The organism is Mycobacterium seoulense (genome assembly GCF_010731595.1).
Taxonomy (GTDB): domain Bacteria; phylum Actinomycetota; class Actinomycetes; order Mycobacteriales; family Mycobacteriaceae; genus Mycobacterium; species Mycobacterium seoulense.
Window position 1 is genome coordinate 136,025 of record NZ_AP022582.1, and the last position, 14,623, is coordinate 150,647.

General features: G+C 69.0%; 12 protein-coding genes. 6 read left to right on the forward strand and 6 right to left on the reverse strand.

Annotation, left to right across the window (positions count from 1 at the left end; translation table 11 throughout):
• Nucleotides 1–107: 107 nt before the first annotated feature.
• The 4 genes from G6N37_RS00615 to G6N37_RS00630 all read left to right on the forward strand — a co-directional run bounded on the left by G6N37_RS00615 (nucleotide 108) and on the right by G6N37_RS00630 (nucleotide 6,259).
• On the forward strand, nucleotides 108–1,289 hold the full coding sequence (locus tag G6N37_RS00615) for a zinc-dependent alcohol dehydrogenase (RefSeq protein ID WP_163674511.1): 1,182 nt from the start codon (nucleotides 108–110) through the stop codon (nucleotides 1,287–1,289).
• Nucleotides 1,290–1,356: 67 nt separating this feature from the next.
• A complete protein-coding gene (gene glgX, locus G6N37_RS00620; RefSeq protein WP_163674514.1) occupies nucleotides 1,357–3,507 on the forward strand; it encodes a glycogen debranching protein GlgX in 2,151 nt (716 codons plus the stop codon).
• A gap of 141 nt (nucleotides 3,508–3,648) precedes the next feature.
• Nucleotides 3,649–5,400, forward strand: a complete 1,752-nt coding sequence (locus tag G6N37_RS00625; RefSeq protein ID WP_163674532.1) for a sensor domain-containing diguanylate cyclase — start codon at nucleotides 3,649–3,651, stop codon at nucleotides 5,398–5,400.
• 91 nt (nucleotides 5,401–5,491) lie between these two features.
• On the forward strand, nucleotides 5,492–6,259 hold the full coding sequence (locus tag G6N37_RS00630; RefSeq protein WP_163684385.1) for an SDR family oxidoreductase: 768 nt from the start codon (nucleotides 5,492–5,494) through the stop codon (nucleotides 6,257–6,259).
• A gap of 52 nt (nucleotides 6,260–6,311) precedes the next feature.
• Here the strand turns inward: G6N37_RS00630 and G6N37_RS00635 are convergent, their stop codons facing one another.
• The 3 genes from G6N37_RS00635 to G6N37_RS00645 are packed head-to-tail and all read right to left on the reverse strand — an operon-like array spanning nucleotide 6,312 to nucleotide 9,392.
• On the reverse strand, nucleotides 6,312–7,280 hold the full coding sequence (locus G6N37_RS00635; protein ID WP_163674536.1) for an aldo/keto reductase: 969 nt from the start codon (nucleotides 7,278–7,280) through the stop codon (nucleotides 6,312–6,314).
• A gap of 10 nt (nucleotides 7,281–7,290) precedes the next feature.
• Complete coding sequence (locus G6N37_RS00640; RefSeq protein ID WP_163674539.1) at nucleotides 7,291–8,295, reverse strand: sensor domain-containing protein; 1,005 nt, start codon at nucleotides 8,293–8,295, stop codon at nucleotides 7,291–7,293.
• A 59-nt stretch (nucleotides 8,296–8,354) separates the two neighbouring features.
• On the reverse strand, nucleotides 8,355–9,392 hold the full coding sequence (locus G6N37_RS00645; RefSeq protein WP_163674542.1) for a hypothetical protein: 1,038 nt from the start codon (nucleotides 9,390–9,392) through the stop codon (nucleotides 8,355–8,357).
• A 137-nt stretch (nucleotides 9,393–9,529) separates the two neighbouring features.
• On the opposite strand from G6N37_RS00645, the gene G6N37_RS00650 reads away from it, so the two are divergent.
• Both G6N37_RS00650 and G6N37_RS00655 read left to right on the forward strand, forming a co-directional pair.
• Nucleotides 9,530–10,090 (forward strand): hemerythrin domain-containing protein, encoded by a 561-nt coding sequence (locus G6N37_RS00650; RefSeq protein WP_163674545.1) that lies wholly within the window; start codon nucleotides 9,530–9,532, stop codon nucleotides 10,088–10,090.
• A gap of 63 nt (nucleotides 10,091–10,153) precedes the next feature.
• On the forward strand, nucleotides 10,154–10,804 hold the full coding sequence (locus G6N37_RS00655; RefSeq protein WP_163674548.1) for a UdgX family uracil-DNA binding protein: 651 nt from the start codon (nucleotides 10,154–10,156) through the stop codon (nucleotides 10,802–10,804).
• A 3-nt stretch (nucleotides 10,805–10,807) separates the two neighbouring features.
• On the opposite strand, the gene G6N37_RS00660 is transcribed toward G6N37_RS00655, so the two are convergent.
• The 3 genes from G6N37_RS00660 to G6N37_RS00670 all read right to left on the reverse strand — a co-directional run bounded on the left by G6N37_RS00660 (nucleotide 10,808) and on the right by G6N37_RS00670 (nucleotide 14,476).
• On the reverse strand, nucleotides 10,808–12,601 hold the full coding sequence (locus G6N37_RS00660) for a thiamine pyrophosphate-requiring protein (protein ID WP_163674551.1): 1,794 nt from the start codon (nucleotides 12,599–12,601) through the stop codon (nucleotides 10,808–10,810).
• Between the two features lie 301 nt (nucleotides 12,602–12,902).
• On the reverse strand, nucleotides 12,903–13,958 hold the full coding sequence (locus G6N37_RS00665; protein WP_167527414.1) for a DNA topoisomerase IB: 1,056 nt from the start codon (nucleotides 13,956–13,958) through the stop codon (nucleotides 12,903–12,905).
• A 119-nt stretch (nucleotides 13,959–14,077) separates the two neighbouring features.
• On the reverse strand, nucleotides 14,078–14,476 hold the full coding sequence (locus G6N37_RS00670; RefSeq protein ID WP_163674569.1) for a heme-binding protein: 399 nt from the start codon (nucleotides 14,474–14,476) through the stop codon (nucleotides 14,078–14,080).
• Nucleotides 14,477–14,623 lie beyond the last annotated feature (147 nt).

A 14,623-nucleotide genomic window follows, 5' to 3' on the forward strand; every position in this document is an offset into this window, starting at 1 on the left:
CGCGAAATCACTGATCGACAGCGAGCATCCGCTCAAGTGCCGACACGGTTGACGGCGCCGGCCAGGCGGGAGTTTCGGCGGGCGCCAGGCGGGTATGTGCTGTGCACATGAAGGCTGTCACCTGGCACGGCAAGCGCGACGTCCGAGTGGAGTCGGTGCCCGACCCGAAGATCGAGAAGGCCACCGACGCCATCGTCGAAGTCACGTCGACCAACATCTGCGGATCCGATCTGCATCTCTACGAGATTCTCGGGGCGTTCATGAAGCCCGGGGACATCCTGGGGCACGAGCCGATGGGGATCGTGCGTGAAGTCGGCGGCGAAACGGGCGACCTGCGGGTCGGGGACCGGGTCGTCATCCCCTTCCAAATCTCTTGTGGCAGTTGCTATATGTGCGACCAGCGGCTCTACACCCAGTGCGAGACCACCCAGGTGCGCCAGCAGGGCATGGGAGCCGCGCTCTTCGGCTACTCGGAGCTCTACGGCGAAATCCCCGGCGGCCAAGCCGAACTGTTGCGCGTGCCTCAGGCGCAGTTCACCCACATCAAAGTCCCTGTGGGACCGCCTGATTCGCGGTTCGTCTATCTTTCCGATGTGTTGCCGACGGCCTGGCAGGCGGTCGCGTACGCCGACATACCCGACGGCGGCACGGTGGCGGTGCTCGGCCTGGGTCCCATCGGGGACATGGCCGCACGCATCGCCGATCACCTCGGCTACCGGGTGATCGCCGTCGACCTGGTGCCGGAGCGCCTGGCGCGCGTCGCGCAACGCGGCATCCACACCGTCGACCTGGCGCACCTCGACTCCCCGCTCGGGGATGCGATCCGCGACCTCACCGACGGGCGCGGCGCCGACTCGGTGATCGACGCGGTCGGCATGGAGGCCCACGGTTCCCCGGCCGCCCAGCTGATGCAGCAGGCCACCGGATTGCTGCCGGACTTCGTTGCCAAGCGGCTCATGCAGACGGCCGGCGTGGACCGGCTCAGCGCCTTGTACTCCGCCATCGACATCGTGCGGCGCGGCGGAACGATCTCCCTGATCGGCGTGTACGGCGGGATGGCGGACCCGCTGCCGATGCTCACCCTGTTCGACAAGCAGGTGACGCTGCGGATGGGCCAGGCGAACGTGAAGAGGTGGGTGGACGACATCATGCCGCTGCTCACCGACGACGACCCCCTGGGCGTCGACACCTTCGCCTCACACGAGCTCCGCCTCGACCGGGCGCCGCACGCCTACGAGATCTTTCAGAAAAAGCAGGACGGAGCGGTGAAGGTAATCCTCAAGCCGTAACCCGCTGTGACGCAAGGCCTTCCGTGCGGCCGTTTGGGGGTGGTCCCGGCAGGGTATTGATTGCGCCATGACCTCCGCAGAGACGCCCGCCCCCACACCCACCGGAGAAGTGTGGCCCGGCCGCGCCTACCCCCTGGGCGCGACCTACGACGGCGCGGGCACCAACTTCGCCGTGTTCAGCGAGGTGGCCGAGCGGGTGGAGCTGTGCCTGTTCGACGCCGACGGCACCGAGAGCCGGGTCACCCTGCCGGAGGTCGACGGGTTCGTCTGGCATGCCTACATCCCGAACATCGAACCCGGCCAACGCTACGGCTACCGGGTCCACGGCCCGTACGACCCGCAGAACGGTCTGCGGTGCAACCCGAACAAGCTGCTGGTCGACCCCTATTCGAAGGCCATCGACGGCTCCTTCGAGTGGGACCAGGCCCTGTTCAGCTACAACTTCGGCGACCCCGACAGCCGCAACGACGACGATTCCGCCGCCTTCATGCCCAAGTCGGTGGTGATCAACCCGTACTTCGACTGGGGCAATGATCGGCCGCCGGACCATCAGTACGCCGACACGGTCATCTACGAGACGCACGTCAAGGGGCTGACGCAGACCCACCCGGACATCCCCGAACAGCTGCGCGGCACGTATGCCGCCGTGGCGCACCCGGTGATCATCGACCACCTCAAGAGCCTGGGCGTCACCGCCGTCGAGCTGATGCCGGTGCACCACTTCGCCAATGACTCCACCCTGGTGGACAAGGGCCTCTCGAATTACTGGGGTTACAACACGATCGGCTTCTTCGCGCCCGACTTCAAGTACTCCAGCGCCACGTCCCCGGGCGGGCAGGTGCAGGAGTTCAAGGCGATGGTGCGGGCACTGCATGAAGCCGGCATCGAGGTCATCCTCGACGTCGTCTACAACCACACGGCCGAGGGCAATCACATGGGCCCGACGCTGTCGATGCGGGGTATCGACAACGCCGCCTACTACCGGCTGGTCGACGACGACAAGCGCTACTACATGGACTACACCGGCACGGGCAACAGCCTCAACGTCGGGCATCCGCACGCGTTGCAGCTGATCATGGACTCGCTGCGCTACTGGGTGACCGAGATGCACGTCGACGGCTTCCGGTTCGACCTGGCCGCGACGCTGGCCCGCGAGTTCTACGACGTGGACCGCCTGGCGGCGTTTTTCGAACTCGTGCAACAGGATCCGACGGTGAGCCAGGTCAAGCTGATCGCCGAACCGTGGGACGTCGGGCCGGGTGGCTACCAGGTCGGCAACTTCCCGCCGCAATGGACGGAATGGAACGGCAAGTACCGCGATGCCGTCCGCGACTTCTGGCGCGGCGAGCCGTCGACACTCGACGAGTTCGCCTACCGGTTGACCGGGTCCGCCGACCTCTACGAGCACACCGCGCGCCGGCCGGTGGCCTCGATCAACTTCGTCATCGCCCACGACGGGTTCACGCTGCGTGACCTGGTGTCCTACAACGAGAAACACAACGAGGCCAACGGCGAGGACAACAACGACGGCGAGAGCCACAACCGGTCGTGGAACTGCGGTGCGGAGGGGCCGACCGATGACCCGGACGTCAACTCGTTGCGTGCCCGCCAGCAGCGCAATTTCCTGACCACGTTGCTGCTGTCGCAGGGTGTGCCGATGATCTGCCACGGCGACGAGCTGGGCCGCACGCAGAACGGCAACAACAACGGCTATTGCCAGGACAACGAGCTCACCTGGATCGACTGGGCGGGTGCGGATCACGGCCTGCTGGAGTTCACCCGGATGGTGTCGGCGCTGCGCGCCAACCATCCGGTCTTCCGCAGGCGCCGATTCTTTTCCGGCAAGCCACTGGGCCGCCGCGGCCAGGACGGGCTGCCCGACATCGCCTGGTTCACCCCGGAGGGCACCGAGATGACCGAGGAGGACTGGGGCGCGGGGTTCGCGAAGTCCGTCGCGGTGTTCCTCAACGGGCACGGCATTCCCGACCGCGACGCCCGCGGGCAGCGGGTGCTCGACGACTCGTTCCTGCTGTGCTTCAACGCTCACTACGAGCCGATCGAATTCACCTTGCCACCAAAGGAATTCGGTGCCGCTTGGCAACTCGTGGTGTTCACCGGACCCGAAGAGGAGACGCCCGCGGAGGAGGTGCCCGGGGGAGGCATTCTGACCGTGGACGCCCACACCGCCGTGGTGTTGCAAGCCCCCGACGGCGGCTGACCCTCACCCTCGCTGCGGCGCGGCGATCGTGCGCCACCGGTGACCTTTCGCCCACAGATTGGTTACCTTGTGCCCTCAGGCATCGGTCGCCCGTCCGCGCACACTGTCGGTTGCGCCGCCGGGGGGAGGAAGGGGCAGCCGATGGACAGGGCCGGCCCCGACGCATGCCTGAAAGACGTGGCCTGGTGCAGGCGGATCGCCCTGCTGGTGGTGTTCGCCATTGCCGCCATGGTCTGGGTGGGCTGGGCGACCCGGACCGACACGCTGACCCGGGTCTATCCGACCTGGCCGCAGATGATGCCGTGGACCGTTTTGTGGTTGGTGGCGCTCGGTGCGGCGGTCGTGGCGCAGTCGGGTCACCCCCCGCGGTGGCGCGTGTGGGCCGGGCGCGGCCTGGCCGTGGTGGTGGGTGCCCTCGCCGCTATCGCCCTCCTGGAGTACGCGACCCGCGGTCTGCCCGGCCTGGACCTGATGTGGTTCGGCGACGCGGTGCGCACGTCACAACAGGCGTGGCCGGGACGTCCGAGCCCGCAGACGGCGGTGTCGGTCGTGTTCGTGGCGGCAGCCGTCGGCCTGATACGGGTGGATCGGTGGACCCGCGTGGTCTGGCCCACGTGCATGGCGGCCGGCGGGGCCATCCCGTTCGTCACGGTCGGGGCCTACCTGTTCAACGCCCTGGCGCTGGTGGGCTACTCGCCCGGGACCGGTCAGGCGCTCATGACGGCGCTGGCCCTGTTGCTGCTGGCCGCCGCGACGACGCTGGCACGCCCCGACCGGTTTCCGGTCGCCTGGCTGCTCGCCCGGCCCGACAAGGCGTCGCTGCTGCGGTTGGCGGCCCTGCTCGCCGCGCTTCCGGTCGTCGTCGCGGTGTCACGGCCGATGTTCAAGCGGCTCGGGCTGGGCGAACACGCCGACTGGACCTTCTCGATCCTGCTGGGCACCCTGCTCGTCGGGATGATCACGTTTGCGTTCATCCAGAACGAGCAGCGACTGCTGATCGAGAAGGAGCTGGTCAGCAAGCAACGCGCGGACGCCGAGGCGCGGTACCGCATCCTCGCCGACAACGCGGTGGACGTCATCGTCCACCTCCGCGGGGCGGACGTCGCGTGGATCTCACCGTCGGTGCAGGCCGCGTTCGGCGGACCACCCGAACGCTGGACCGGCGCACAATTCACTCGCCAGATCCACCACGACGACCGCGACGCGGTCATGGCGGCCCTGCAGCGGATCGCCGGCGGTGAATCGGTCCTGCAACGGTTCCGGATCCGCTCCGCCGACGGCAGCTTCCGCTGGGTCGACGGCCACGGGAAGCCCTATGTCGGCGCCGACGGCGGGACCGATGGCCTCATCGCCGCGCTGCGCATCGTCGACGATCAGGTGGAGGCCGAGCAACGACTCGAACGGCTGGCCCGGTTCGACACCTTGACCGGCTTGGTGAACCGGGCCGAGGCGATCGGCCGGCTCGCCTCCGCGCTGGAGCAGCCACTAGCCGCCGGAACGTATGTCGGCGTCTTGTTCTGCGACGTCGACCATTTCAAGGAAATCAACGACACGTGGGGTCACGGCATCGGCGACTTCGTGCTTGCCACACTGGCCGCGCGGATCCGGGGAAGCGTGCGCCGCGGGGACACCGTAGGCCGGACGGGGGGCGACGAAATGCTGGTCTTGCTGCCCGGCGTGCGCAGCATCGACGAGCTCACCCAGATCGCCGAGAAGATTCGCTGCCGGGCCGCCGAACCCATCCATGTCTCCGGCAAGACGTTCTCCGCGACGCTGAGCATCGGCGCCACCCTCGCCCTTCCCGGTGACTCCGTCGACACGGTCACGGCCAGGGCGGACGCGGCCATGTACCAGGCCAAGTTCGGGGACCGGAACACCGTCGTCCGGAACTGAGCGGCCCACCTTTCGTCCCGCGATGCACGAGATCCGGTAGGTTCTTGCCGACGGCAGCTCGTTACAAGAGAGGGCAAATATGTCAAGGACAGTGGTGGTGGGCGCCTCGAGCGGACTCGGTCGCTGCATCGGGGTCGGTCTCGCCCAGCGGGGCGACCAGGTCGCGCTGCTGGCCCGGCGCCGCGAACGCATCGAGGCGGCGGCCAAGGAAGCCGGCCCGGGCGCGATCGCCATCGAATGCGACGTCACCGATGAGGCGTCGTGCCGGTCGGCGATCGCCGCCGCCGCCGACGCCCTGGGCGGTATCGACAACATCGTCTACACCCCCGCCGTCGGGCCACTGGTCCGCATGGTCGACACCGATGCCGCCACCTGGCGGCGCATCTTCGACACCAACGTCGTCGGCGCGGCGCTGGTGACCGCCGCCGCGGTGCCGCACCTGACGGTGTCCGCGGGCAAGGCGGTCTACCTGTCCTCCGACGCGGGCACGTTCGGGCCGCCGTGGCCGGGCCTGGGCGCGTACGGCGTCAGCAAGGCGGCCCTGGAGCGGATGGTCGACGCGTGGCGGGCCGAACACCCCGACATCGGGTTCACCACCCTCATCGTCGGCGAATGCCCGGGTGGCGAGGGGGACGCGGCGACGGGAATGAACATCGGCTGGGACATGGACCTCGCCATGAAGGCCGTCCCGCTGTGGGCGTCCCGCGGGTGCATGCCCGGCAAGCTGATGCCGGTCGAGGACCTCATCGACGTGGTGCACACCATCCTGCGAACCAACGCCGCGACCTCGATGCCGGTCGTGGTGGCCAGGGGAGCGCCCGCCAGCCCCGCCGCGTTCGCGGATTCCGCCCAGTCCTAGCGGCGATCGCAAGCGCGGCGTAGCCGGGCGCGGCGGGTCGCCGCCATCAGGCTCAGCGGCCCAGCTTCTCGCGGACCAGGTCGGTCAGGAAACGCCCGGCCGAGACCGGCCGGAAGGCGCGGGCCGCCCCGGTGAGCGCCTCGCGGGCGTCCGGGGGCAGTTCGAGGTCGGCGGCGGCGACGTTGAACTCGAGCTGCTCCACGCTGGACGCCCCCGGGATGGCGACGACACCCGGATAACTGATCAGCCAGGCCAGCGCCACCTGAGCCGGCTTGGCGCCGACCGTCGTCGCCACGTCGCGCAGCGTCTGCAACAGCGGCTCGACCCGGCGCAGGTTCTCGGTGCCGAACAGCGAGTTCAGCGCCCGCACCCCGCCGGGGCGGTTGTCCAGGCCGTATTTGCCGCCGAGTAGCCCCTGCTCGAGCGGGCTGTAGGCGATCACGACGCGGTTCTCCCGCTCGGCGAAAGGCACCAGGTCCTCCAGCGGCCCGGCGTGGGCCAGCGAGAAGTGGACCTGATTGCTGACGACCGGCCGGCCTAGCGCGGCGTCGGCCTTCTGCCACCGCGCGAGCGAGTAGTTGGAGACGCCGACCGCGCCGATCTTGCCGCTGTCGAGCAGGTCGCGCATGCCCGGCATGATCACCGTGTCGGGCACCAGCGGGTTGGACTGGTGAATCTGGTAGAGCGGGATGCGATCGAGGCCCAGCCGCCGCGCGCTGGCGCGCTCGCGCTGCTTGACCACTGCGGGGAACGGCGCGACCGGCATGATCTTGCTGGCCACCGCGACGTCGGCGCGCTCGTCGCCGAGCGCCTCGCCGAGGATCCGCTCGCTCTTGCCCAGCCCGTACACCTCGGCGGTGTCGAACAGCGTCACCCCCAGGGCGAGGGCGCGGCGCACGATGTCGCGCGCGGCGCCCGACGCGTAGCCCTCCCCGTAGCCCCATTCCCGTGAGCCGAACTGCCAGGTCCCCAAGCCGATCCGGCTGACCCGTCCCACTCCGTCCACGGCGAGATACTTCATGCGCCCCACCCTAGCCAGGGATCTTGCCCAGCACGTAGGTGGCGATGCCCACCCCGGCCAGCCGCGGCTGGCCGCTGTCCGTCGTGCCGCTGCAGGAGACCATCAGGTCGACGATGACGTTGGCCTTGGTCGCGATGGCCCGGGCCGAGCGGATCTGGAGCCCCTTGGGCGTCAGGTCCAGCGTGGTGATGCCGTTGCCCGCATCGGCGGGCGCGCCCACCGCAAACTGCAGCCCCTCCCCGTGGGGCGGTGTCAGGGTTACGGTCGACCCGCCGCATTGGCGCCACCCCGCCAGCAGCGCCGCCAGCTGTGACTGGGCCGCCGCCGGGTCGCGGAAGGCCACCACCGCCTGGATGACCTGCGTCGACTTGAGGAAGCTGCGCGAGTCGCGGAACTCCGCCGCGTGGTATCCGGCCAGCCCGTCGCCGGTGTAGGCGTCCGGCGTCCCGGGGGCGACGCTGCCCCAGCATTCGGGGCGGTCGATGGCCCCTTCCGCGCTGGAGCGGCCCGGGTTGTCCCACGTCTGGCCGGCCTCGAGATTTTGGTCGGTGGTGATGTTCTTCAGGGCGTCGGCGCCGGGCAGCAACGCCGCCAGGGCGCCCGGCGCGACGGGGCCCGGGGCCGCCGGGGACGGCGCGCTCGCGGAGGTCGTCGTGGGCTCGGCGGTCTGGGTGGTGGACGGGGCGGCGCCCAGGGTCGCCCACGCGACCAGGGCGACGACGGCGACCGCGATGAACGCATACGACAACGCCAAGCCCGCGCGGGCACGGTCCCGGCCGAGCTCGCCGGTGCGACGGATCTGCGCCAGCCCGGCGTGCCCCAGGATCGCCCCGACCGGCGCGAACACGAACGCGAACACCAGCGACAGCGTCGCCAACACGTTGACGGGCGGTCGGTGGGGCGGTGCGGGTGGCGGCGCGAACACCGGCGGTTCCGGCGGCGGGGCGGGTGGGAGCCGGCCCAGCGGGTCGTACGTGTACGGGTTCTGCCAATACGAGTCCTGCGGGTCGGTCACGCCAGCGCCTCCTTACCGGCCGCACCTGCCCGCAATGTAGCCGACGATCCGGCGATGCGTCACAGGCGCGGTTTGGCGATGCTGACCACATAGGGGGTGTCCGCCAGGGTCAGGTACACCCGATGTGGCCCAATCGCCATGCCGGACAAGGCCGCCGATCGGGCCGCCGGCGGCAATCCCGCCCGGTAGCCGCTGACGCGGATCACGGGGATCGTCCGCGTCGGGAAGCCGGTGAAGCTCGCCGTCTCGAGCACCACCACCTCGTGGTCCGTGGCGGCATAGATCCTGGTGTCGTCAGTGCCCAGTTCGCGGATCGGCGACGGCAGCCGGGTGCTGGCCAGCACCGTCAGGCCGTCATCGCCGCGGCGCGAGTCCACGGCGTACAGCGTGCCGTCGTCGTGGCCGGCCACGTAGCTGCGCGTCACCGCGGCGCCGTCGCCCGCAGCGACCGCCACGTTCATGTTCAGCGAGCCGCGCTCTGCCGCGGGGGACGAAGACCCTTGGTAGTGGCGGATTCCGGACGGCGCGTAGACGTGGTATTCGATCTCGCGGCCCCGGTTCGCGCCGTCGATGGTGTCGGCGGGATCACCGGCGATCGGCGCGGTGGGCAGTCTGCGGAAGCCGTACTGGTCCACCGGCGTCACGGACGTTCCATCCGACGACAACGCCAGCAGCGTCCGCAATCCGGCGTCCTCGGCCAGATACGCGGGGGCGGGTCCGGCGTCGAAATCGCCGACCTGGCGCAGACTTTCGAGGTCGACCTCGGCGACGCGGCCACGGTCGGGCTGGGGCACGAACACCACGCGATCGTCCGTCTGGCTGATCTGCAGATTGCGTCCGACCGCCATGGGCGCCGACAACCGCGTCGTGGCCTCGCCCGGGCGGTCGCCGCCGGCCACCTCGGCCAGGCGGTGATCCCCGGTCAGCGCGACGAGGGTGTGGGAGTGATACGACCACACCGGCGCGCGCAAGGGTGCGGCGACCGACCACAGCAAGACGTCTGGTGAGCTTTCCAGCGACGCGCCCGGCGCGGCGCAACCGGCCGTCACGGCGAGCGCGCCGAGGATCGCCGCCTTGGTGCGGACACCGGTGGCCATGCGCGTCCTCCTTCTCGCGACCTGGTGCAGAACTACCCACTGGTGGGCGGGCGTACCCGTTTGGTGGCGGAATTCGCCGGGTAGCCGAAAGAAAGCGCGCAACAGCCCGCGCGCCAACCAGAAATCGGAAGGACACCATGGCTCAGAGCGCCATCAAGTCGCCCACCGATGTGGTCGACTTTCTCGTCAGTCAACACCAGCAGATCAACTCGTTGTTCGCCGAAACCCTGGCGGCGTCGGGGAAAGAGCGCGAGAAGGCGTTCGTCGAACTCCGGCGACTGCTGGCCGTCCACGAAACGGCCGAAGAGGAGATCGTGCACCCACGGGCCAAGCGGAAGCTCTCCGGCGGGGCCGCGGTGGTCGACGAGCGCCTGCACGAAGAGCACGAGGCCAAGACGGTCCTGCAGAAGCTGGAGAAGCTCGACGTCGACAGCGAGGAGTTCACCCGCCTGCTGACGGAACTGCGTGACGCGGTCGTCGAGCATGCCGAGCACGAGGAGCACGACGAATTCTCCAAGCTCGGGCAGGAATTGAGCGACGAGGAGCTCCAACGGATGGGCCGCGCGGCCAAGCTCGCCGAGGCGATCGCGCCGACCCGCCCGCACGCCGGCGTCGAGTCGCAGGCGGCCAACCTGGCCGCCGGACCGTTCGCGGCGATGCTGGACCGGGCCCGCGACGCGATCGTCGGCAAAGGCTAGGACCCCCCACGGGGTGCCCCACTCAAGGGAGCGGGGCACCCCGCCCCGGCTCAGGGGATCACCATGACCGCGACCGAAGCCCCGGGCGCCGCCCGCTACCTGCCCGAGGAGCGGGCGCTGGATTCACTGCGGGCGGCGGCCGAATGTTGCTGCGGCTGCTCACTTTTCGCCGATGCCACCCAGACGGTGTTCGGTCGCGGCGACCCGGGTGCCCCCATCATGCTGGTGGGCGAGCAGCCCGGCGACCAGGAGGACCGCGCGGGCGAGCCGTTCGTCGGGCCGGCCGGGCGGCTGCTCGCCCGGGCCCTCGAAGACGCCGGCATCGATCCGGCGTCGACATATGAGACGAACGCGGTCAAGCACTTCAAGTTCACCCGCAAGGGCGGCAAGCGCCGGATCCACCAGAAGCCGGGGCGCACCGAGGTGGTCGCCTGCCGGCCCTGGCTCATCGCCGAGATCGAGGCGGTGCGGCCACAGGTCATCGTGTGCCTCGGTGCGACCGCGGCACAATCCTTGCTGGGAGCCGACTTTCGGGTCTCCGTCCAGCGCGGCCGGCAAGTGCGGCCGCCCTCGTCGGTCCTCGACGTGGAGCCGGAGCCGATCGTGGTGGCGACGGTTCATCCGTCGGCGGTGTTGCGTGACCGCAGCGATCGACACGACGAGGCCTACCGGCTTTTCGTCGACGACCTGCGCAGCGCCGGCGCCGGGCTGTGAGCCTCATCCCTTCTTGTGCGGCATGAATTCCTGCGCCTTGGTTTTCAGGCCGACCTTGACGAAACCCGTGCGGTCCTCGTCGCCGGAGAGGACCGCTGTGGCGGCCGACTTGAACTGGTCCCAGGTGGCGTGCGGTGGGATCGGCGGCATGTCGGGGTCGGTGAAGACGTCGAGCACCGTGGGACGGTCGGCCGCCAAGGCGTTACGCCACGCGCCCTCGAGTTCGTCGGGGTCCTTGATCGCCATCGCGTTCAGGCCCAGGCTGGCCGCGAACGCGGCGAAGTCGACGTCGGGAAGTGCTTGCGATTCATGGAATTTCGGTGCGCCCGCCATGGCGCGCATCTCCCAGGTGACCTGATTGAGGTCGTTGTTGTGCAGGATCGCGATGATCAATCGCGGGTCTTTCCACTCCTGCCAGTACCGCTTGATCGTGATGAGTTCGGCCATGCCGTTCATCTGCATGGCGCCGTCGCCGACGAACGCGATGACGGGCCCGTCGGGCTGACCGAATTTGGCGCCGATCGCGTAGGGCACACCGGGTCCCATCGTGGCCAGCGTGCCCGACAGCGAGCCCCGCATGTTGCCGCGGAATCGCAGATTGCGCGCGTACCAGTTGGCTGCGGACCCGGAGTCGGCCGTCACGATGGCGTCGTCGGGCAGTTGAGGGGAAAGCTCGGAGTACAGCCGCATCGGGTTGATCGGGTCGGCGCTGACGTTGGCTTCCATGTCCATCGTCTCCCACCAGCGGGCCACGTTCTTCTCGATGGTCTCCCGCCACGACCGGTCCTCTTTGCGGCGCAGGTGCGGAATCAGGGCCCGCAGCGCGGACTTCGCGTCGGCGACCAGATTCACCTCGTACGGGTAGCGCATGCCGATGAGCCGGCCGTCGATGTCGATCTGCACCGCGCGGGCCTGCCCGAATTCGGGCAGGAACTGCGTGTAGGGGAAGCTGGATCCGACCGTGAGCAGCGTGTCGCAATCGCGCATCAGCTCGTAACTCGGTCGCGTCCCCAGCAGCCCGATGGAGCCGGTGACCCAGGGCAATTCGTCCGAGAGGACGTCCTTGCCCAGCAGTGCCTTGGCCGCGCCGGCGCCCAGCAGGTCGGCGACCTCGGCCAGTTCTGCGTGGGCCCCGCGGGCGCCGGTGCCCGCCAAGATGGCGACCTTCTTGCCCGCGTTGAGGACCTCGGCCGCACGGGTGATGGCCGCGTCGTCGGGGGCAATCTCCGGGTACTCGATGCCCAGGCTGGAGGGCACCATCTTGAACGCGTGCCCGGGCGGCGAGTACGGCAGCTCCTGTACGTCGCTGGGGATGATCAGCGCCGTCGGCGCCCGCTGGGTCATCGCGATACGGATCGCACGGTCTAACACGTTGGGCAATTGTTCTGGGACGGTGACCATTTGAACGTAGTCGCTGGCGACATCCTTGAACAGGTTCAGCAGGTCGACCTCCTGCTGGTAGTTGCCGCCCATGGCGGTGCGGTTGGTCTGCCCGACGATGGCCACCACCGGAACGTGGTCGAGTTTCGCGTCGTAGAGGCCGTTGAGCAGATGGATCGCCCCCGGCCCCGATGTGGCCGCGCAGACCCCGACCCGGCCGGTGAATTTCGCGTAGCCGACGGCCTCGAAGGCGCTCATCTCCTCATGGCGCGATTGGATGAATTTCGGCTTGTTGCCCGCGCGGCCCCACGCGGCCAGCAGCCCGTTGATGCCGTCGCCGGGATAGGCGAACACGTGCTCGACGCCCCATGCCCGCAATCGCTCCAACAGGTAGTCCGAGACCTCTTGCTTGGCCATTGATGTTCCTCCTCGACAGACGGTTCGGTGATGTCGCTACGTTCGCCGGCCGGCGCCGCCCGCCACGGTGATGCGTGGTTTGCTGCGATGGCCCGCGGCCGTCTGTTTCGACCGCAGCCTGGCGTGAATGGGTGCCCGGGGCACTGCCCACAGGTCGGGGCATACCCAGATTCGCCGGCGTTATTCCGTCCGCCGCGGTGGCCCGGCGATTCTCAGCGGATTGTCAGACAACCCGCTCGCGTCACGGAATCGAGAGTCGGGGCCCAATGGTGGGGGTCGCCGGGTGGGCCGATGATTCGATTCATGCGCTCTTGGGCAGGGCAGATGATCCGGATGCGCTGTGGCCCTTGGCCACTCGCCTGATCAGCATGCGAGTTGCCCTATCCAGGATCTCCTGGGCCGAGTCGGGGTCCCGGGCGCGTTCGGCGCGCCGCGTCGCCGCGGCGATGGTCAGCCCCTGCTCGTACCCGGTGACGACGCGTGGATCGACGTAGGAGCCGCGGGCCACCGCCGGGGTGTTGCCCAGCTCCTCGGCGACCTCCTTCATCACGGCGGACTCGACGCGTTTGGCGACCCGCCGGGAGACGGCCGGGTCCGCGTCGGCGAAAGCGGTGGCCGCCAATACCGTCCCGTGCCAGGTCCGCAGGTCCTTGACGGTGTATTCGTCGCCGACGAGCTCCTTGAACCGGGCGTTGAGGTCATCGGATCGCACATCCATCCAGCCGGATGCGTTGCGGCACACCAGTAGTCGCTCGGTGCGCTCTGGGCGGCGCATGAGCGCGCGCACCGCCCGGACCACTTCCGGGTCCTCGATCTCCACGGTACGCCGCACGCCGCTCTTGGCGGGAAAGTCGAATTCGACCGCGTCGCGCCGGACCACCACGTGCTCGCACAGCAGGGTCGCCAGTCCGTACGACTCGTTCTCCTCCGCGTACTGCTCTCCGCCGGCGCGGAAGTAACCGCGATCCAGCAGGCGTAACGCCAGCGCCAGCACCCGCTTGCGGGTTAACCCGCTGCGCGTCAGGTCTTTCGCGATGGCGGCGCGCCACTGCGGCAACCGGGTGGACAGTTCCAGGACGCGGTCGAACTTCTCCTCGGCGCGTTCCTGTTGCCATGCGGTGTGATAGAGGTACTGGCGGCGGCCGGCGGCATCCACGCCGACGGCCTGAATGTGGCCATTGGGATGCGGCGAGATCCACACGTTCTTCCAGGCCGGTGGGATGACCAGATCCTTGATCCGCTGCAGGATTTCGGGGTCGGACAGTCGCTCGCCGTCGGGCCCGTAATATGCGAAGCTCTTCCCGCGGCGCTTGCGCGCGATGCCCGGCTTGCTGAGAACGCTGCGACGCAGCCGCATCATTTCCCTCCAGTCACGTTCGCTGACCGGACAATTACCCGCCGGGGGCGCGGTTCACACGTTGCAAAGAAACGACCCGCCACGGCGCCGTGGCGGGTCGTTTCTCTCTCGCGGCGAAATCAGCCGGCCATGAACTCCTGATAGGCGGATTCCAGGGTCGGCGGCAGGGCCTGGACGTTGCACTGCTTTTCGGTGTCGCCGATCGGCGCCAGGATGCCCCGCAAGTCGTAGTACTCCTGCGGATGCGCCGTGAAGTAGGTCCGCAGGTTCGACGCGGCCTCCGGACGCGGCTGGCCATAGGCGGCCGTGACCACCTGGCCGGCGCCCGGATGCGCCGCCAGGTACTGCTCGGCCGAGCCCCGCACGGACGAAACGGTGGCGTTCACTCCGCCCGGGCTGCAGTCGGGCGCCGCCGCCGCCGACGGCGCGCCGACGAGACCCACGGTGATTCCCCCGAGCAGGCAGCCTGCGCTGATGCCGGCCAGTCGCCGGCGCGCGACAATACTGCTGATTTTCATGATCAATGTGTCCTTCGAATTGCGAATTTGTTCTTCGACAGAGGCTCCCGATCCTCGAAATCCAAAGTAGCGGAAGTGAAAAGTGGCCGTCTGCGCGCGAGACGAAGGGAATGACCTAAACCCATAGATACGGCCACGGAACAAAGG